Origin of the sequence: Deinococcus phoenicis, from assembly GCF_000599865.1 — a bacterium.
Classification (GTDB): domain Bacteria; phylum Deinococcota; class Deinococci; order Deinococcales; family Deinococcaceae; genus Deinococcus; species Deinococcus phoenicis.
The window spans coordinates 141,143-160,177 of sequence record NZ_JHAC01000025.1 but is presented as its reverse complement, the minus strand read 5'-3'; the positions used below and the strand labels follow the sequence as shown (position 1 = coordinate 160,177).

General features: G+C 69.9%; 17 protein-coding genes. 10 read left to right on the top strand and 7 right to left on the bottom strand.

The window, feature by feature from the left end:
• Positions 1–32: 32 nt before the first annotated feature.
• Positions 33–1,292 (bottom strand): MFS transporter, encoded by a 1,260-nt coding sequence (locus DEIPH_RS08285; RefSeq protein ID WP_034356637.1) that lies wholly within the window; start codon positions 1,290–1,292, stop codon positions 33–35.
• A gap of 102 nt (positions 1,293–1,394) precedes the next feature.
• On the opposite strand from DEIPH_RS08285, the gene DEIPH_RS08280 reads away from it, so the two are divergent.
• Entirely contained in the window at positions 1,395–1,697 is a 303-nt protein-coding gene (locus DEIPH_RS08280; protein WP_034356634.1) for a hypothetical protein, read from the top strand.
• Positions 1,698–1,750: 53 nt separating this feature from the next.
• On the opposite strand, the gene DEIPH_RS08275 is transcribed toward DEIPH_RS08280, so the two are convergent.
• The 6 genes from DEIPH_RS08275 to DEIPH_RS08250 form a co-directional block, all read right to left on the bottom strand.
• Positions 1,751–2,035: a helix-turn-helix domain-containing protein gene (locus DEIPH_RS08275; protein WP_034356631.1), complete on the bottom strand. Its 285-nt coding sequence runs from the start codon at positions 2,033–2,035 to the stop codon at positions 1,751–1,753.
• Positions 2,036–2,048: 13 nt separating this feature from the next.
• Positions 2,049–4,277, bottom strand: coding sequence for a ferrous iron transport protein B (gene feoB / locus DEIPH_RS08270; protein ID WP_034356628.1), 2,229 nt, complete (start codon positions 4,275–4,277; stop codon positions 2,049–2,051).
• Positions 4,274–4,504 (bottom strand): FeoA family protein, encoded by a 231-nt coding sequence (locus DEIPH_RS08265; protein WP_034356875.1) that lies wholly within the window; start codon positions 4,502–4,504, stop codon positions 4,274–4,276. The genes feoB and DEIPH_RS08265 overlap by 4 nt, the downstream gene beginning before the upstream one ends.
• A gap of 75 nt (positions 4,505–4,579) precedes the next feature.
• A complete protein-coding gene (locus DEIPH_RS08260) occupies positions 4,580–5,347 on the bottom strand; it encodes an RluA family pseudouridine synthase (RefSeq protein ID WP_034356625.1) in 768 nt (255 codons plus the stop codon).
• A complete protein-coding gene (locus tag DEIPH_RS08255) occupies positions 5,344–5,922 on the bottom strand; it encodes an NADPH-dependent FMN reductase (RefSeq protein WP_034356622.1) in 579 nt (192 codons plus the stop codon). The genes DEIPH_RS08260 and DEIPH_RS08255 overlap by 4 nt, the downstream gene beginning before the upstream one ends.
• Positions 5,923–5,986: 64 nt before the next feature.
• Positions 5,987–6,814, bottom strand: a complete 828-nt coding sequence (locus tag DEIPH_RS08250) for a class I SAM-dependent methyltransferase (RefSeq protein WP_051517245.1) — start codon at positions 6,812–6,814, stop codon at positions 5,987–5,989.
• Positions 6,815–7,043: 229 nt separating this feature from the next.
• Here DEIPH_RS08250 and DEIPH_RS08245 point away from each other — a divergent pair, with 229 nt between their 5' ends.
• From DEIPH_RS08245 to DEIPH_RS08205, 9 genes are all read left to right on the top strand, one after another.
• Entirely contained in the window at positions 7,044–9,329 is a 2,286-nt protein-coding gene (locus DEIPH_RS08245) for an endonuclease MutS2 (protein WP_200868165.1), read from the top strand.
• 86 nt (positions 9,330–9,415) lie between these two features.
• On the top strand, positions 9,416–10,408 hold the full coding sequence (locus DEIPH_RS08240) for a hypothetical protein (protein WP_235183201.1): 993 nt from the start codon (positions 9,416–9,418) through the stop codon (positions 10,406–10,408).
• 157 nt (positions 10,409–10,565) lie between these two features.
• Positions 10,566–11,702: an MFS transporter gene (locus tag DEIPH_RS08235; protein ID WP_034356616.1), complete on the top strand. Its 1,137-nt coding sequence runs from the start codon at positions 10,566–10,568 to the stop codon at positions 11,700–11,702.
• Positions 11,703–11,875: 173 nt separating this feature from the next.
• A complete protein-coding gene (locus DEIPH_RS08230) occupies positions 11,876–12,364 on the top strand; it encodes a GreA/GreB family elongation factor (RefSeq protein WP_034356613.1) in 489 nt (162 codons plus the stop codon).
• Positions 12,365–12,457: 93 nt separating this feature from the next.
• The gene (gene lysS, locus DEIPH_RS08225; protein WP_034356611.1) at positions 12,458–14,017 is read left to right on the top strand and encodes a lysine--tRNA ligase; all 1,560 of its coding nucleotides are present in this window, start codon (positions 12,458–12,460) and stop codon (positions 14,015–14,017) included.
• Positions 14,018–14,218: 201 nt separating this feature from the next.
• Positions 14,219–15,577: an ROK family transcriptional regulator gene (locus DEIPH_RS08220; RefSeq protein ID WP_235183200.1), complete on the top strand. Its 1,359-nt coding sequence runs from the start codon at positions 14,219–14,221 to the stop codon at positions 15,575–15,577.
• The gene (locus DEIPH_RS08215; RefSeq protein WP_051517244.1) at positions 15,574–16,824 is read left to right on the top strand and encodes an ABC transporter substrate-binding protein; all 1,251 of its coding nucleotides are present in this window, start codon (positions 15,574–15,576) and stop codon (positions 16,822–16,824) included. Before DEIPH_RS08220 ends, DEIPH_RS08215 begins: the two co-directional genes overlap by 4 nt.
• A gap of 178 nt (positions 16,825–17,002) precedes the next feature.
• Positions 17,003–18,052: a carbohydrate ABC transporter permease gene (locus DEIPH_RS08210; protein WP_235183199.1), complete on the top strand. Its 1,050-nt coding sequence runs from the start codon at positions 17,003–17,005 to the stop codon at positions 18,050–18,052.
• A complete protein-coding gene (locus DEIPH_RS08205) occupies positions 18,049–18,915 on the top strand; it encodes a carbohydrate ABC transporter permease (RefSeq protein ID WP_200868164.1) in 867 nt (288 codons plus the stop codon). Before DEIPH_RS08210 ends, DEIPH_RS08205 begins: the two co-directional genes overlap by 4 nt.
• Positions 18,916–19,035 lie beyond the last annotated feature (120 nt).

Below are 19,035 nucleotides of genomic sequence, written 5' to 3'. Positions count from 1 at the left end.
CTGGCACAACGGGCACCGTCTAAAGGTTCCCGTCAGGTTGCGTGAGCGCGGGTGCGGACGACCTCCGGCACGTTCCGCACCAGGATGACCCCGGCCAGAAAGAACAGCGCCGCGATGCCGAAGACCAGGGTGTAGCCCAGGTTCCCGCCCTGCGCGTTGCCCCAGTCCAGCAGCGCACCTTGCGGCGCGCTGGAGAGCTGCGGCGCGACAAAGGCCACGTGCCAGATGCCCATGTCACGGGCATAACTGCTGGCGCTGGGCATGGCGTCGCTGCCCAGCGCCCAGTCCACGCTGGTAAAGGCGCCGAAGCCCAGGCCGAAGAACACCGCCAGCGCCAGCGCGACCGGGTAACTCGGCGCGATCAGCAGCAGCAGCGCGGCGGCCGCCATCGCTGTGCCCGCCACATAGATCACTGGCTTGCGGCCCACCCGGTCACTGATCCGCCCCCCGATCAGCGCCGAGACGATGCTCCCCACGATGATGCACACGAGCATGATGCTGGTGCTGGTCTGTGCGTCCCGCTGCCGCAGCACGTCCACGTTGTAGTACTGAAGGAACGGTTGCACGCTGTATTGCCCCAGCGCGAACAGCACCCGCGTCACGAACACCCACAGGAAGGGCTGATACGCGAACAGTTGCCGCCACGAGAAGATGGGGCCGCCGGACGCCTGCACGGGCTGGTCCACCTCGGCGGGCACGCCGCGCAGCGTGATCAGCGCCGGAACGAACAGCACCAGCGCGATCAGCGCGAAGGACACCAGCACCGGCAGATGCAGCAGTCCGACCACGAAGGCGGTGACCGCCCCCAGCAGTTGCCCGACCGCCTGGAGCAGCCCCATCACGCCGCTGTAGCGTCCGCGCTGCTCAGGCGGCACCAGCTGGGGAATCAGGGCGCTATAGGGCGCCGTCGCGTAGTTGTTTCCGAACTGCACCAGCAGGAAGCCCAGCACATATACCCAGAAGCCGCCCATGCCCCCCAGCGCCGAGGCCGCGAACGCCATCACCGCCAGGCCGACCAGATTCACGCCCAGGCCCAGGCGGATGTACGGGAGCCGCTTGCCCGTGCGGTCGCTGCGCGCGCCGATCAGGGGCGGCAGCACCAGCGCCATCACCGCACCCACGGCGGTCAGAACCCCCAGATATGTCCCTTTTTGCCCCTCGCCCACGAAACGTACGACGTTGGCGGGCATCAGGATCAGCAGCAGCAGCAGCCAGTGAAAGGCGGTGCCGAACCAGAAGGCGGACAGCACCCACGGATTGACGCGCGGGGCCGCGGAAGAGAAGGTCGTCATGTGCGGCGAGTATAAGCCGCCCCTTCAGCCACCCTTCACGCCCCCGCCGGGATGTGGTGAAGGCAGCAGTTCCCTTCCGGAAACGCCGGTCAGACTGCGCCCATGACCCCACGCCTGAACCTGCAAGACGCCCTGGCCGCCTTCCGCACTGCCTTCACCTACGACCACCCCGAGGGCCTGACCATCACGCCGCAGGTGGAGGGCGGCACCCTGCGCGTCGAGGTGCGTCATCAGGACGTGAACGCCCTGCGCGGCTTCGACGTGGTGGCCGAGCCGCTGGAAAGTGAGGAACGGAACGCCGCGCAACTCGGGGAGGACGTGGCGCGGGTGGTGGAGCAGGAACTGATGTACGGCCAGCTTCCCGCCGCTGATGAGGACGGCGCGTTCCGGCGCATCGTGGTGTGAGGCGGAGCGGAGGGGCGGGCCGGTGAGTCTGGTCCGCCCCTCCCGCGTTCCCCTCAGCGCACCCGCTTGAGGTACGCCTCGCCCCTGGGCGTGAGCTTCAGCAGGTGCAGCGGCGCGGCCTCGCCGTTCGCGTTGCGGCACATGCTTTTCAGGGCGCAGGGACCGCAGGCGCAGCCTTCCGTCTGCGGAGCGGCCTCCTGCACATAGCCGCCCGTTTGCAGGGTGAGCAGCATCCCCGAGAGCGCCGCCTCGCTGCTGCCCAGCGTGCGGGCCAGTTCGGTAGGGGTGCGCGGCTCACCCGCCACCGCGCCCAGAATGGCGGCCAGCGGCGCGGTCACAGCAGTCCCCGCATCACAGCAACCTCGCCGCGATCTGGTACACCAGGAAGGCCGCTGCCCAGGCAATCGCCAGCTGATACGCGACTGTCACCCACGCCGTCCGCCGCCCATGCTCCTGCGCGAGTGCCCCGACGGTGGCGATGCACGGCGTATACAGCAGCACGAACACGAGGTACGACAGCGCACTGGCCGGGGTAAAGGCCCGCGCCAGCGCGGCGGCCAGCGGCGTCTTCGCGTCGGCGGTCGTGTCGGCGCCCAGGTGCGGCAGGGCGACCACGGTCGGAAGCGCGGCCACGCTGGTCTTGACCGCCTCCCAGGTGGCCCCCAGCGCCTGCTGCGCGCCGGCCAGCAGTCCCACCGGAGCCGGGGCGGCGGCCTGTTCACCCAGGTAAATCTGCCCCAGCGTGCCCACCACGACCTCCTTGGCCACGAAGCCGGGGACCAGCGCCCCGGTCGCCTGCCAGTTCCCGAAGCCCAGCGGCGCGAAGATGGGCGACATGGCCTCGCTGACCCGCCCGAAGAGGCTGTCTTGCGGTGCGACGGTGGCGAACTTGCCGCCCGCCACCGCCGGGAGCGCCAGCAGCAACCACACCACCGCGACGGTCGCCAGCACGGTCGTCCGGGCACGCCTCGCAAAGCTCGCGGTGCGGCGCCAGGCGTGCTTCCACAGCACCTTCCAGGCGGGGAAACGGTAGGGCGGCAGCTCCAGCAGCACCCCGCCCCCCTCGGCGGGCAGCGAGGTCCGGCGCAGCAGCAACCCGAAGGCGAACGCGACCGCCATGCCCAGCACGTACAGCGCCCAGACCAGCCAGCTGCCCGACCTCGGGAACAGCGCGGCGGCAAACACCACATACACCGGCAGCCGCGCCGAGCAGCTCATGAAGGGCAGAATCATGCTGACCAGCACGCGGTCGCTGCGGCGTTCCAGTGTGCGGGTGGCGTACACGGCGGGCACGTTGCACCCGAAGCCCAGGATCAGCGGGATAAAGGCCCGCCCGTCCAGCCCGATGCCGCGCATGGCCCGGTCCATCAGGAAGGCGGCGCGGGCCATGTAGCCGCTGTCTTCCAGAAAGCTCATGGCGAGGTACAGCACCAGCAGCGTGGGCAGGAAGCTCAGCACCGTGCCCACGCCGGGAATGATCGCGCCGACCACCAGATCGCGCCCCAGCGGGAACCACGCCAGCGCGGCGGCGGCCCACCCGCTGAGCGTGTCTTGCAGCGGCCCGCCAATCAGGTCCACGAAGGGCGAGGCCACGCTGAAGGTCAGGCGGAACACCAGCAGCACCAGCGCCAGGAACAGCGGAATGCCCAGCCAGGGGTGCAGCGCCAGCCGGTCCAGCCGCTCGCTGAGGGTGCGCCGCGCCTCCGCCTGCGGCACCGCCACCCGCGCCAGGTCGCCCGCCCGAGCATAGCGGGCCTCCGCGATCTCGATCAGGGCGTCCACGCCTTGTGTGTCCAGCGCGGCCAGATGTGCGTCCGCCGCGTCCAGCAGGGCCGTGTGTCCAGTCGCCGCCAGCCGTCCGCGCACGCTGGGGTCCCCTTCCAGCAGCGCCAGCGCGAGGTAGCGGTGCGCGTGGGGCGGCAGGGTGGGGACCTGTTCCATCCGCGCCATCAGGTCGTCTACAGTGGCCTCGATGGCCTCCGGGTAGCGCACGCCGATGCCCAGGGTCGCCCCCCTGAGCGCCCGGTCCAGCAGCGCCCCGGTCCCCTGGCCCCGGCTCGCCACCGTTTCCACCACCGGCACGCCCAGCGCGCGCGAGAGCGCCGCCGCGTCCACCGTCAGGCCCTTGTCGCGCGCCTCGTCCACCAGATTCAGCGCGACCGCCAGCGGCACCCGGAAGTCCAGCAGTTGCAGCGTCAGGTAGAGGTTGCGTTCCAGATTGCCCGCGTCCAGCACGTTGATGACCGCGTCCGGGGCCTCGTCCAGCAGGGCCGTGCGGGTAATCAGCTCCTCGGGGGTGTGCGGGCTGAGCGAGTACGCGCCGGGGAGGTCGAGCAGATAGACCGGGCGGCCCCCGTGCGTCAGCCGGGCTTCCCGCTTCTCGATGGTCACGCCCGACCAGTTGCCGACCTTGAGGCGGGTGCCCGCCACCGCGTTGATCAGGGTGGTCTTGCCCACGTTGGGATTGCCGACGACCACCACACGCGGCTCGCGGGCGGCGCGCAGCTTCTCGACGGTGGCCGCGCAGGTGGCCTCGTCGGGCACCAGCAGGGGAGGCGCGGGGGGCAGCAGGGCCGTCATGCGCGCACCCGGATGCCGCTCAGATCCGCCGCCCGCAGCGCCAGGTCGGTGCCGTTGACGCGCACCTCGACCGGGTCGCCCATCGGCGCGCGGCGCACCACCGCCACCCGCGCTCCCCGCACGAAGCCCAGTTCCAGCAGCCGGCGCCTCAGCGGATGCCGGGCGTCCAGCGCCACCACGTGCGCCGCCTCGCCAGGCTTCAGTTCATTCAGGTTTCGCTCGTCCACCTTTGCCCCCAATACCTGACCAGTGTACTCGGGATTAAGAGAAAGACAAGGGGGCAGAGCGGGGGGCTGTCTCCGTCACTCTCCACTGGGTTGGCCCGCGTCCAGCCCCGCCCAGAACGCCCGCAGATCCGCGGCCAGCGGCGCGGAGGCCGCGAACTGTGCGCCCGACCAGGGAAAGGCGATGCGGGCGGCATGCAGCGCCTGCCGGGGCAGCAGCAGCCGCGCCGTGAGTTCGGGGGTCTGCCCCGTTTCCATGAAGTCCAGAAAGGCCTGCGGGTCGCGCCCGTAAATCTTGTCACCCACCATCGGCAGGCCCAGGTGCGCGAGGTGCGCGCGAATCTGGTGCAGCCTTCCCGAACGCGGGTACGCCTCCAGCAGCGTGAAGCCGGCCCGGCGTTCCACCACCCGGAAGTCGGTCACGGCGGATCGCCCGTCCGGCACGACCGCCTGCCGGATCACGACCCTGTTGGCCCCGCCCAGCCCCAGGTCGCCCAGCGGCGCGTCCAGCGTGTACCGCTCCCAGGCAGGGGAGCCGTGCACGGCCGCCAGGTACGTCTTGCCGACCAGATGTTCCTTGAACAGGGTGAAAAAGCGCCGGGCCGCGTCCGGGTCGCGCGAGAGCAGCTGCGTGCCGCTCGTCTCGCGGTCCAGGCGGTGGGGCGGCGCGAGGGCGGCTTCGCCCGTCTCGGCGCGCATAAAGGTCAGCACGTCCGGCACGTCAACGCGCGCCCGCACCGGATGGGTCAGCCACAGCGCGGGCTTGTGGACCACGTAGAAGTCGGGGTGCTCGACCAGCACGCGCGGTTTTTCGGTGGGGGGGAGGAGGGGCGCGCGGGCGGTCATACCTCCCACACCGACCGGTAGGCCCGGTCCCTGAGCCGCTCCGAAAGGTCCATGCCGCGCTCCACGGTCTGCGCCAGCCGCCCGGCCAGCCATTCGCCCGGCACACCGTCTGCCGCCCAGGCCGCCCCGGTCGCGTAGACGAAATGCGGGTTCACCACGCAGCGAAAGTCCGTCATCAGCCCGAAGGCGAAGGCCCCGTGGCTGAGGTAGCCGTGGTCCAGGCCGCCCGACACCAGCAAGGTCACCACCCGGTCGAACCACGCGCCGTGCAGGCCGCGCTCAGGGTCGGTGCTGCCGGTCAGCTCGACCAGATTCTTTGCCCCGGCCCCCAGGCCCCAGTTGTAGACGGGAGCCGCCAGAAAGACGCCGTCCGCCTCGCGGATGGCCGCGTAATAGAGGGCGGCGTGTGGGTGCGCGTAACAGGTGCTGTTGTCGAACGGGGGAAGCGGCGTCGCGCGCAGGTCGAGCAGCGTGACCGGGTGCCCCGCCGCCCGCAGTTGCGCCGCCGCCAGCTCCGCCATCCAGCGGCTGCGGCTGACGGGATCGAGGCTGGTCGAGAGGACCGTGAATTTCACGCCGGGTAGGGTAGCAGGGGAGAGGCCGGGCGAACGGGGAACCCCCCGTGCGGGAAGGTTCCCCCTACCGCCAGCCCAGCGCCAGCAAGACCGACATGGTGTCTGTCAGCTCGCCGCCCGCCGTGTGGGTGTCCAGCCAGTCGGCCACGTCCGCCTGGAGCTGTTCGGCCAGCTCGGCGCGGGCCGCTTCGTCCAGGGCGGCCCAGGCGGGCAGGGCGGCGGCGGCCCCCTGAAGGCTGAGGGCCACGAACCGCTCCGGGAAAGGAAAGCGCACCTGGAGGGCTTCCGGCCAGACCTCGACCCGCTGGAAGCCTGCCCCGGTCAGGAGCAGCCGCAGCCGGTCGGCCTCGCCCAGCGCGAAGGGCGCCGCGTAGGCCGGGACCCCCAGGCGTTGCCGGGCCGCCTCGTTCAGGCGGTGGTACAGCGGGTTGTGCTCGATGGCCCGCGAGACCAGCACGGCCACGCGCCCACCGGGAACCAGCACCCGCCTCATCTCGCGCAGGGCGAGCGCCGGACTGGGGAAGAACTGGAGGCCCTGCTGGCAGCAGACCACGTCGAAGGCCCCGTCCGGGAAGGGGAGCGCCTGGGCACTGCCGCCCTGCCAGTCGATCTCCGCTCCTGGCGCGACCGGGACCGTCCGGGCGACCGCCAGCATGGCCGGATTGAGGTCGAGGGCGGCCACGCGCCCCTCCTGCCCCACCAGTTCGGCGGCGTGCCGCGCGACCACGCCCGTCCCGCAGGCCACGTCCAGCACCTGTTCACCCGCCTGGACGCCCGCCCGCGTCAGAAGCACCTGCGCCCACGGCCCGAACATGGCGGGCACCAGATACCGCTGATATGTCTCGGCTGACCGGAGGGCCGCTTGCTGAGCCTGTTTCTGGGCCTGACTCATGTGCTGTACCGCCTTCCCACCGGATTCGGCCCCCGGAAAGGTCTGCCTGTACTGCTCTGCCTGGGCTGGTCTGCCTGGCCTGCGCGCCTGAGCCTCCAGTGTACCGCTGCGCCCCGCATGGGCAGGTGGGCGGGCGGCTTCAGCCCTGTTCGCCAGTATTCGTCAATGTTCGGCTAAGCCACCCGGCGCACGTTCCCCTGCCGGGTGCGTTGTTATCCTCCTGCTTGACATGCCGTTCGATGCCCGCGCCCTGACTGCCCTCGATTTCCCCCGTATCCGTGACGCCCTGGCCGAGCGCAGCGCCACGCCCCTCGGGGGAGAGCGGGCGCGGCGGCTGATGCCCTCCGACGACGCGGGCCGCATCGCCCGCGAGCTGGACGAGGTGGAAGACGCCCTGTTCGGCGTCAGCCTCAGTCTGGGCGGTATTCAGGACATCCGCGACCTGCACGCGCGGGCCGCTGAGGGCCGGGTGCTGTCGGGCCAGGAGCTGCTGAACGCCGCCTACTCGCTCGACGGCGCGATGACGGTGAAGCGGGCCATCCACGCCAACTCGCGTGGGCCGCTGCGGGACGTGGCCCTGGGGCTGGGCGACCACAGCGAACTGGTGCGCCGGGTGCTGAGTTCGCTGGACCGCGAGGGCGGCGTGCGCGACGATGCCAGCCCCAGGTTGCGCGACCTGCGGAGGCGCATCGAGCCGCTGCGGGGCCGCATCCGCGAGCGGCTGGCCGCCACGCTGGAGAAGTGGTCGGACGTGCTCCAGGAACACATCGTCACCATTCGCCGCGACCGCTACGTGCTGCCGGTGCAGGCCAGCCGGGTGGGGCAGGTCCAGGGCATCATCGTGGACGCCTCGGCCACCGGGCAGACCTACTTCGTCGAACCCGCCGCCGTCACGCCGCTCAACAACGAACTCACCCGCCTGATCCTGGACGAGGAAGCCGAGGTCCGGCGCATCCTGACCGAGCTGTCCGGCCTGCTCGCCTCGGACGCGGACGTGCCGATGACCCTCGCCACCATCGGTGAACTCGACCTGATCGCCGCCAAGGCCCGCCTGGCCCGCGACTGGCGGCTGAACCGCCCGGAGTCGGTGCCGGGGGACACCTACGACCTGCGGGAAGCCCGCCACCCCCTGATCGAGCGTCCCGTCGCCAACGACATCCGGCTGGGTGAGACTCGGCTCCTGCTGATCACCGGGCCGAACATGGGCGGCAAGACGGCCACCCTCAAGACCCTGGGCCTGGCGGTGCTGATGCACCAGTGCGGGCTGTACGTGGCCGCCGCCAGCGCGAAACTTCCGGTGGTGCGCGACGTGCTGGTGGACATCGGCGACGAGCAGAGCATCGAGGCCAGCCTCTCCACCTTCGCTTCTCACCTCAAGCACCTTCGCTTCGTGCTGCGCCACGCCGCACCCGACACGCTGGTCCTGATCGACGAGCTGGGCAGCGGCACCGACCCCGACGAGGGGGCCGCGCTGGCGCAGGCCTTGATCGAGACGCTGCTGGCGCAGGACGCGCGCGGCATCATCACCTCTCACCTCTCGCCCCTCAAGCTGTTCGCGCTGGAGACGCCGGGGCTGAAAAACGCCAGCATGGGCTTTGACCTGGCGACCCTGGCCCCGACCTACCATCTTCAGGTGGGGCAGCCGGGCCGCAGCTACGCCCTCGCCATCGCCCGGCGCATGGGCCTGCCCGCCGAGGTGCTGGCGCGCGCCGAGGCCCTGCTCGGCCCCGACGCGGGCCTGATGGAACGGATGCTGGAGGGCCTGGAACGCGAACGCGCCGACCTCGCTACGCAGCTCGGAACGGCGGATGCCGCCCGCCGCGAGGCCGAGGCCGAACTCGCGCGGGTGCGGCAGGAGCGCGAAACGCTGGAGCAGCGGCGCAACGAGATGCTGGCGGAAGCCGCGCAGAAGGCCGAGACGCTGTATGCCGACGCCATCGAGCGTGTCCGCACCCTGCGTGCCCGCGCCCAGGAGGACAGCGCCCGCCCGCGCGTGATGCAGGAACTGCGCGAACTGCGCACGGCGGCCCAGAAGGCCAGGCCCGCGCCCCCAGTCCCCCGCGAGGACCGGGGCGACCCCATCCGGGTGGGCAGCCGGGTGGACGTGCCCGCCTACGGGGCGGCCGGGCAGGTGCTGGAACTGCGCGGCGACGACCTGGTGGTGCAACTCGGCGTGATGAAGGTGGGTGTCAAACGCCGCGACGTGCGGCTGAAACAGGACCCCAAGCCCAAGGTGGTGCGGTCCTCCTTCGGCACGGCGCCGACCACCTTCGACAAGGAACTGCAACTGCGCGGCCTGGGGGTCGAGGAGGCCGTCGAGGAACTGCGCACCGCGATCACCGAGGCGCACGCCCTCAAGGAAACGCCGCTGCGGGTGGTCCACGGCAAGGGTCAGGGGGTGCTGCGGCGGCTGTTGCGCGATTACCTCAAGACCGACAAGCGTGTCGAGTCCTTCCACGACGCCGAGGCGAACCAGGGCGGACACGGCGTGACCATCGTGAACGTCCGGACCTGACCCCCGCTTTCTGACGGACGGGCCACCCCGTGTTCATCAAGCTGCGCGTTCATCAAAAGGAGCCGCGAAGGCGTCAGGATGCCGGGGTGCCGAACCGCGTCTCCAACCTCGTCAAGCTCAGTGCTGCCGTCCTGTCCCTCACCGCCCCCGCCGCCGCTGCCCAGAGCAGTGCCGCAACGGCTCCGGCGCTCCGGCTGCCCGCCAACTACTTCTCGCGGTTCGGGGGGGCCGAGGTGGTCACGGGACTCGACGGCGGGGTCACCTTCGGCGTGCGCGGCTTCCCGCTGCCTTTTCAGCAGGACGTGCGTCTGCTGGTCGTGAAGCACCCCAGGTACTGGGAATATGGCCTGAGCACCCGCAGCAATGACACGACGCTCGCCGCAGGCGTCTTCGACAACGGCCTGAATGCGGCGGTGGGGATCCCCAGGCTGGAAATCACGCACGACCCCTGGAAGGGCACGCAGTACAGCGGCCGACTTCAGGGCAGCGGCTATTATTCCCGCTTCACGGGCGGCTACGCCTTCACGGCCGCCCAGGACCGCGTCCGTGTCCTGAACAACGTGGGGGTGGCGTTCCAGGGGGACGTGGCCGCGCCCTACAGTCAGACGGAAATCGGCGGCGGCTATGGCCGGGCCTTCGGCAAGGTGAACGCGGGCTTCGGCAGCGCCGTCCGCCTGTACACCTTCCCGGTGCAGAAGCAGGCGCAGGGCAGCCTGGAATTCTCGGTCAACGCGAACACCACGCCGGTGGCGGGCCTTACGCTGGCCGCCTCGCACTTCGAGCGGTTCGTGGCGGGCAAGGTCGCGATTCCCGACCTGAACCTGGGGCGCTACCAGGAAACCAATGCCAGCATCACCTACCGCCTGCCCGTCGCCGGCGAGCCGGGCGCGTTCGGCCTGGGGGCGGTCCGCAGCCGGGTCGTCCGCTACTGGCAGGACGACAAGACCGACCTCTACAACGATGTGCTGTTCCGCGTGAAGGCCCTGCCCAGCCTGGTCGGGGCCAGCGTCGGGTACGAGTGGACCCGGGATGGCAAGGACAACAAGTGGCTGTTCAGCCTGGTCTTCTTGCCCAAATAGGGCGGCGCGTCCAATAAGGACAGCGTGACAGCGTGTCCGGGGCGGCCCCTCCCCTGCGCGCCGTCCTCAGCACGCCACTCTGCCCCGAAGTGGAGGGGTCAGCCGACCGGGGGACCTCTCGGGGCCATGCTCCGGGCTGTGGTACGCTCCCTGGCCGATGAGTGCCCCTCCCGCCGCCCCGCGCCTGACCTTCACCCTGCTCGCGCCGGGGGCGGCGGCGTTTCTCACGTTGGGCGTGCTTCAGGCCATGTATGGGGCGGCCTTTCCCCTCTTTCAGGAGCGGTACGGCGTGGGGGCGGCGGTGGTGGGCTGGGTGGCGAGCGCGCATTTTATGGGGTCGGCGGTCGCGCCGCCGCTGGCCGGAGCCGCGCTGACGCGGGTCAGCCTGCGGACCGTGGTGGCGGGCAGCACGCTGGTCCTGGCCGCGGGCGTGACCGGAGTGGCCCTGGCGCCCACCTGGGCTGCGGCGGTGGCCGGGGCGCTGCTGGGGGGGCTGGGGCTGGGCGGCGTGAGTGCCGCGCTGAACGCTGCTTACGCGAGCATCGGAACGCGGGCCGTGAACCTCGTGAACGCGGTGTTCGGTGTGGGCAGCATCCTGTCACCGCTGCTGGTCTTTGCGCTGGGTCCGCGCTCGCTGGCGTGGCCTTTTCTGGTGGTGGCGGCGCTGAGCCTCGGCACCCTGCTCGTCACTCGGGTCTGGGGCGTGCCCGCCCTGCGGCCCCCGGACCGGACGGGCACGGCCGCGCGGCCCGGCCTGAGCTTCGTGCTGTTCGCCCTGTTGATCGGTGTGTATGTGGGGCTGGAAGTGGGCTTCGGCGCGTGGCTGGCCCGGCATCTGGAGGGAGGAGGCCACGCCCGCCCCGCCCTGATCCTGAGCGGCTACTGGGCGGGGCTGACCGCCGGGCGCGTCCTGACCGGCCTGCTGGGTGAGCGTGTCGCCGCGCCCCGGCTGGTGCTGGCGGCGGCGCTGCTGGCCACGCTGACGGCCCTCGCCGCCACGCTGCCGCCGCTCGCGCCGCTGGCCTACGTGCTGGCGGGTGTGTCCCTGGGTCCGGTCTTCGGGACCACCCTGGCCTGGATGACCCGCAGCCTCCCGGCGGTGCTGGTGCCCTACCTGCTGGTTGCCGGATCACTGGGCGGTGTCCTGGCGCCTGCCGGGCTGGGGGTGTTGTTCGCCCGCTTCGGGGGGGGTGCGGTGCCTCTCACCCTGGCGGCGCTGGGGCTGGTTCTCACGGGCCTGGTGCTGCTGACCACCCGCGTGACCCGCTCTGCCGGAGCAGGGGCGGCCCCCTGACCCCGGCGCGGTGTCTGGGGTGGCCCCTCGGAGGCACCCCTCGGCGTCGGGCGCGCGGAGTTCGTTGCCCCCGAAACGCGCCTGTGGCAGAATGCTCACCGATTCTCAGAAATCCGTTCCCTATCCCCATCCCCCGCACGCAGTTCCCGAGCATTCGGCAGTGGAGGTCAGAAGTGGTACAGGCGACCAGGCAAGTCAAACTCACGCGCGAGGGCTTCGAGCGCCTTCAGCGGACGCTCGACCAGGAGCAGACCCGCCTCGCGGAAGCGACCCGCATTCTTCAGGAACAGATGGAAACCAGCGCCGACAACGAGGACACCGGCCTGGAGGACGCCAAGCGCGAGAAGCTGGGCATCGAGGCGCGCATCGAGGAACTCGAAGACACCCTCGCCCGCGCCACCATCATCGAGGATCACGAGAACGCGGGCCGGGTGGAACTCGGCGCGGTGGTGACCCTGGCGAACGAGGCGACCAAAAAGGACATGCGGGTGCAGGTCGTCAGTGCCCCCGAGGCGACGGTCCTGGGCGGCTCGCTGCCGCGCATCAGTGAGGAAAGCCCCGTCGGCAAGGAACTGATGGGCCGTAAGAAGGGCGAGACCTTCGTCGTGAATCTGGAAAACGGCAAGCAGGTGAAGTACAAGGTCAAGACCATCGAGTACTGACCGCAACTGCACGGGGCAGGGGACCGGGGGCGCAGGCCCGGGTGTCCTCTGCCCTCCACGTTCTGGCCGCTGTCTCCCCCTATACTTCCCCCCATGTCTGGTGACGCCCCTACCCCTGATCCCCGCCGCGCGGGCCTGCACGAGCAGACCGTCAGCCGCCTGAACAACCAGGGCGCGCTGCACGAGGCGGGGTTCGAGACGCATCCCTACAGCTATCCGCAGACGCACCATGCCGCTGACGTGCTGGCCGCGCATCCCGCCGGCGCAGACGGCAAGCTGGAGCCGGGACAGGAATGGCCGGGGGAAAGCTACGCGCTGGCGGGCCGCGTGACGCTGATGCGGCACATGGGCAAGGCCGCCTTCGCGGACCTCACGGACGAGCACGGCCGCATTCAGCTGCACTTCAGCAAGCAGGACACCGCGCAGTTCGACGCCACCAAAAAGATCGACCTGGGCGACATCATCGGGGTCACGGGCTTTCCGTTCGTCACGCGGACCGGGCAACTCACGCTGCGGGTGACGTCCTGGCAGCCGCTGGTCAAGAGCCTGCACCCCCTCCCCAGCAAGTTTCACGGCCTCCAGGACGAGGAGTTGCGCGCCCGCCGCCGCTACCTCGACCTGATGGTGACCGAGGGCGCGCGGCAGAAGTTCCAGGCCCGCAGCCGCATCATCCGTTACATCAGGAACGAATTGGACGCGCGGGGCTTCATGGAGGTGGAGGGGCCGACCCTCCAGGTCACGGCGGGCGGTGCGGAGGCCCGGCCCTTCATGACGCACCACAACGCGCTCTCGCACGACTTCAAGTTGCGCATCAGCCTGGAGCTGTACCTCAAGCGGCTGCTGGTGGGCGGCTTCGAGCGCATCTACGAGATCGGGCGCGTGTACCGCAACGAGGGCATCGACCGCACCCACAACCCCGAGTTCACCATGCTGGAGCTGTACTGGGCCTACGTGGACTACTCCGATATCGCCCGGCTGGTCGAGGACCTGCTCAGCGGGCTGGCGCAGGAACTGCACGGGGCGTACCGCTTCGGGTACGGCGGCAAGACGCTGGACTTCACGCCGCCCTTTGCGCGGGTGGACTACGTGGGGGCGCTGCGCGAACACGTGCCGGGGCTGGACTTCGACCCCCTGGACCTGGATCGCCTGCGCGAGTTCAGCGACGCCCACTTTCCGCAGTGGAAGGACGTTCCCGCCTACAAGCTGCTCGACAAGCTGTTCGGCGAGTTCGTGGAGCCGCTGCTCACCAACCCGACCTTCGTGATGGACCACCCGGCGGTCATCAGCCCGCTGGCCAAGGGGCACCGCACCCGCCCCGGCCTGACCGAACGCTTCGAGGTGTTCTGCTCGGGCTTCGAGCTGGCGAACGCTTTTTCGGAGCTGAACGACGCTTTCGACCAGCGCGCCCGCTTCGAGGCGCAGTCGGCCCGCCGTGACGCCGGGGACGACGAGGCCCACGCCCAGGACGAGGATTTCCTGCTGGCGCTGGAGTACGGGATGCCGCCTGCCGGGGGCCTGGGCATCGGCATCGACCGACTCGCCATGCTGCTCACGGACAGCGACTCCATCCGCGACGTGCTGCTGTTCCCGCTGCTGCGCCCCGAAGGGCAGAGCCAGACGGAGGACGCCGGAGAGCCGCCCGCCCAGGGCTGAGGGCCGGGACAGGGCAGAGGTCGGAGGAGCTTCCCCTGGCCTCTGCCCTTCTATGCGGGAAGGCAGGAGAGAAATAGGCTCCAAACAGTTAATTTGTTCATTTGACAAACAAAATTGAGAAGGCGCACCATGAGGGCCTCAATAAGACACCCTCATCCGCCGAGGCGGACTCTGTCTCTGTCCGCTGCTCTGGAGTTCTCTGTGACGTATGCTGCGCCCCTGCCCGATACGCTCGATCTGGCCGCGATTCGCGCCCGCCATACGCTGCTTCTGCTGGCCCGGTTGTGGCAGGGCAACCGGGCGCGGGTGGACCTGGCGCGGGAGCTCGGGCTGTCGCGCAGCGCCATCAGTTCCATCGTCACGGAACTGATGGAGGCCGGGTTGATCCACGAGGCGGGGCACCGCGCTGCCGGAAAGGAAGCTTCCGAAAGCGGCGAACCGGGCAAGGCGAGAGGCGGGCAGGTGGGCCGCCGCGCCACCCTCCTCGCCCTGAATACCCGCGCCGCCTACCTGCTCGCGGTGGACCTGGGGGCCAGCCATGCCCGGGTGGACCTGCTGGACCTGCGCTGCACCACGCTGGCGACCCGCAGCGTGACCCACGACATCCTGCGGGGTCCGGCCAGCACGTATGCGCTGCTGGCGGACCTGGCGCAGGCTGTGCTGGTGGAGGCGGGCGTGCCGCGTGAACAGGTGGCGGGCGTCGGTGCGGGCGTGCCGGGTCCGGTGGATCACGCGACGGGCCGCGTCGTGCAGCCGCCCAACATGCCCGGCTGGGACGGCGAGAACGTGATGGCCGGTCTGGAAGGCGCGCTGGGCCTGGGGACCCGCGTGGACAACGACGCGAACCTGGGTGCCCTGGCCGAGAACCGCTTCGGCGCGCACCGGGGCGCACCCGACCTGATCTACGTGAAGGCCGCGACCGGCATCGGGGCGGGGGTGCTGCTGGGGGGACGGCTCCACCGGGGCGTGCGGGGCGGCGCGGGCGAGATCGGGCACATCAGCATCAACGAGCAGGGACCGGTGGGCCGCAGCGGCAACCCCGGCAGCCTGGAAAGCTATGCGGCGGCGCAGGTACTGGTGGAGACGGCGACCGCCCGCCGCGCCGCCGGGACGCCCACGGCCCTCCCCGATGCCCTGACCCTCGCGGACCTGATCGCCGCCGCCGACACCGACCCCCTCGCGCGCGCCGTGTGGGCCGAGGCTGGGCACCACCTCGGGGTGGCGATCAGCACGGCGCTGAACCTGTTCAATCCCAGCGCCGTCGTGATCGGCGGGCGGCTGGCCCAGGCGGGCGAGGTGTTCTTGCACGCGCTGCGCCGCAGCGCCCTGAGCCGCACCATGCGGATCAACGCGGGCGGCACCCGCATCGACCTCAGCACGCTGGGACCGGACGCGGGCGTGCTGGGCGCGGGCGCGATGCTCCTCGACCACCTGTTCACACCTGCCGGTCTGCGGCATCTCTACCGGGTCGCCGGGTCGGGCCGGGACCCCCCTCACGCCCGGCCTGTGGCCCCACCCACTCCCCCTGCACTTCCCTTTTCCCTCGGAGGAACCCCATGAACCGGATCCAGATCAAGAAGGCTCTCCTGATCGCTGCTGCCCTCGCCGCCACGTCCAGCGCTGCCGCCGCCGGCAAACTCGAAATCTTTTCCTGGTGGTCCGGCGACGAGGCCCCGGCGCTCGACGCCCTGGTCAAGCTCTACAAGCAGAAGAACCCCGGCGTCACGGTGGACAACGCGACCGTCTCGGGCGGCGCGGGCACCAACGCCAAGGCCGTCCTCAAGACCCGCATGCTGGGCGGCACGCCCCCCGACTCCTTCCAGGTCCACGCCGGACAGGAACTGATCGGGACCTGGGTGGTGGCGAACCGCATGGAAGACCTCAGCAGCCTGTTCAAGTCCGAGGGCTGGACCAAGGTGTTCCCTCAGGACGTGATTGCCCTGCTTTCGAGCAAGGGCGGCATCTGGAGCGTGCCCGTCAACGTCCACCGCAGCAACGTGATGTGGTACAACCCCGCCAAGCTCAAGGCCTGGGGCGTCACCCCGCCCAAAACCTGGAACGAGTTCCTGACCACCTGCGCCAAGCTCAAGGCGAAGGGCGTCGCGGCGCCCCTGGTCGTCGGTGAGAACTGGACGCAGCAGCACCTCTGGGAAAACGTGATGATCGGCACGCTTGGATCTCAGGGCTGGAAGGACCTGTGGGCCGGGAAGCTCAAGTTCACCGACCCCAAGGTGGTCGCGGGCTTCACCACCTTCGGCAAGGTGATGGACTGCGCCAACAAGGACGCCAGCGGCCTGAGCTGGCAGCAGGCCAGTGACCGCATCGCGGACGGCACCAGCGCCTTCAATGTCATGGGCGACTGGGCCGCCGGGTACTTCACCACCACCAAGAAGCTCGCCCCCAACACGGGCTTCGGCTGGACGACCGCCCCCGGCACCAGCGGCACCTTCGTGATGCTGGCCGACTCCTTCGGGCTGCCCAAGGGCGCCAAGGACCGCGCCGAAGCCATCAACTGGCTGAAGCTGGCGGGCAGCAAGCAGGGCCAGGACGCCTTCAATCCCCTGAAGGGCAGCATCGCCGCGCGCACCGACAGCGACCTGAGCAAGTACAACACCTACTCCAAGAGCGCCGCGGCCGACTGGAAGAAGAACAAGATCGTGGGCAGCATGGTTCACGGCGCGGTCGCGCCCGAGAGCTTCACGAGTGCCTTCGGCGCGATCATCGACCAGTTCGGGGCCAGCAAGAACGCGCAGGGGGCCGCCGCCGCCGCGCAGCAACTGGCCGACCGCTCGGGCATCGGCAAGTAAGGGCGGCTTGAAGGTCGTGGGCTGTGGGGAGAGCTGTTCCTACAGCCCACAACCCACGCCCCACACTCCGAAAGCCCCGCAACCCGAAAGGAGGTGACCCTACCTGAAAGGCCTTTCCCGTGACCGCCTGTGGTCCATCGCCGTCCTGCTGCCCAGCATCCTGCTGCTCGGCGTCTTCGTGTACGTCTTTATCGGGCGCACCATGTATGTCAGCCTGACCGACTGGGGCAACGATCCCGCGCAGGCCCTCGCCCTGAATCCGGTGATCCGCTGGGTGGGCCTCGCCAACTACCAGGACCTCTTTACCGGCTTCCTCCAGGGCCGCTTCCGGCAGGAGCTGGTCAATACCATCTTCTTCACGCTGTTTTTCATCCTGGGTTGCCTCGGGCTGGGGCTGGGGCTGGCGCTGATTCTGGACCGCAACCCCCGGGGCGAGGGGCTGTGGCGGACCATCTTCCTGTTCCCCATGAGCCTGAGCTTTATCGTGACCGGCACCATCTGGCGCTGGATGCTGCAACCGCAAGGAGGCCTGAACCAGTTCCCGACGGTGCTGGGCCTGCCGGCGGGGTCGTTCGGCTGGCTGAGCAGCACCGATTCCATCTGGAAGTTCGACTGGAACAAACTGCCGCTGTTGACGGCCAGCGTCGTCGCGCTGGTGCTGGTGTGGCTGGCCGTGCGGGCAGTCCGCGCCGGTGACCGCACCCGCGCCGTCGTCGCCGGACTGTGCGCCGCGCTGCTGCTGGGGTGGGCGCTGCTGGTCGCGCCGAATCTCAAGCTGCTGCCTGCGCCCGAAGCCCACGGCTTCAATCTCGCGCTGATCGGCATCATCGTCGCCGCCGTGTGGCAGATGAGCGGCTACACGATGGCGCTGTATCTGGCGGGCCTGCGCGGCATCCCCGAGGAGCTGCGCGAGGCGGCGCGGGTGGACGGCGCGAGCGACTTCGGGATGTACCGGCACGTCATTTTCCCGCTGCTGGCGCCGATCACCCTCAGCGCGATGATCATCCTGGGGCACATCAGCCTCAAGATTTTCGACCTGGTGTACGCGATGGCCGGGCCGGACAACACCTATACCAGCGTGCCCGCGCTGAACATGTACCTCACCTCTTTCCGGCAAAACCAGTTCGCGCTGGGCGCGGCCATCGGGACCATCCTGCTGATTCTGGTGGCGTTCGTGATCGTGCCGTACCTGAGCAGCTCGTTCCGCAGTGAGGAGGGGCACGCGTGACCACCACCGTTCCCACCTCGTCCGCCCAGCCCGCGCCGGTGCCCCGCCGTGCCGGTCTGGGCCGGGTCGGGCTTTACGTGCTGCTGGTCGTCGCAGCGCTGTTCTTCCTGTTGCCGGTCTACCTGCTGATTGCCACGGCCCTCAAGACGCCGGACGCCATCAATCTGGCGACCACCTGGCAGTGGCCGCGCGCCCTCAACTGGGCCAGCTTCACCGAGGCGTGGGGCAAGGTCGGCGGAAATGTCGGCAACAGCCTCTTTCTCGCGGTCGTGTCCACCATCCTGGCCGCCTTGCTGGGATCGCTGAACGGCTACGCGCTGGCAAAGTGGAAGTTCCGGGGCGCGAATACCCTCTTCGCGCTGATGCTGTTCGGCATGTTCATTCCGTATCAGGCCGTGCTGATTCCCCTGTTCCAGTTCGTGAAGGCGCTGGGGCTGTACGGCAGCATCTGGGGCCTGATTCTGGCGCATGTCGTGTACGGCCTACCCATCACCACCCTGATTTTCCGCAACTACTACGCCGAGGTGCCCGACGCGCTGGTCGAGGCCGCCACCATCGACGGGGCGGGCTTCTGGAGCATCTACCGCCAGGTGATTCTCCCGCTCAGCGTGCCCGCCTTCGTGGTCGTGATCATCTGGGAATTCACGCAGGTCTGGAACGAGTTCCTGTTCGCGGCGACCCTCACCAACACCAGTTCGCAGCCCGTCACCTACGCGCTGTCGCAACTGGCGGGCGGGCAGGCCGTGAGCTGGAACCTGCCGATGGCGGGCGCGATTCTGGCCGCGCTGCCCACGCTGCTGGTATACATCCTGCTGGGCCGCTACTTCGTGCGCGGCCTGCTGGCCGGGAGCGTGAAGGGGTAGGGGAGAGAACGGCGAGCGGGGCCAAAGCAGCCGGGCATGCCTGTTCCACCTGGGAGGCATGCCCGGCTGCATGGTAGATCTGGTGTCTCCTGTCCTCCGGACGGGGTAAGCTGACCGGTA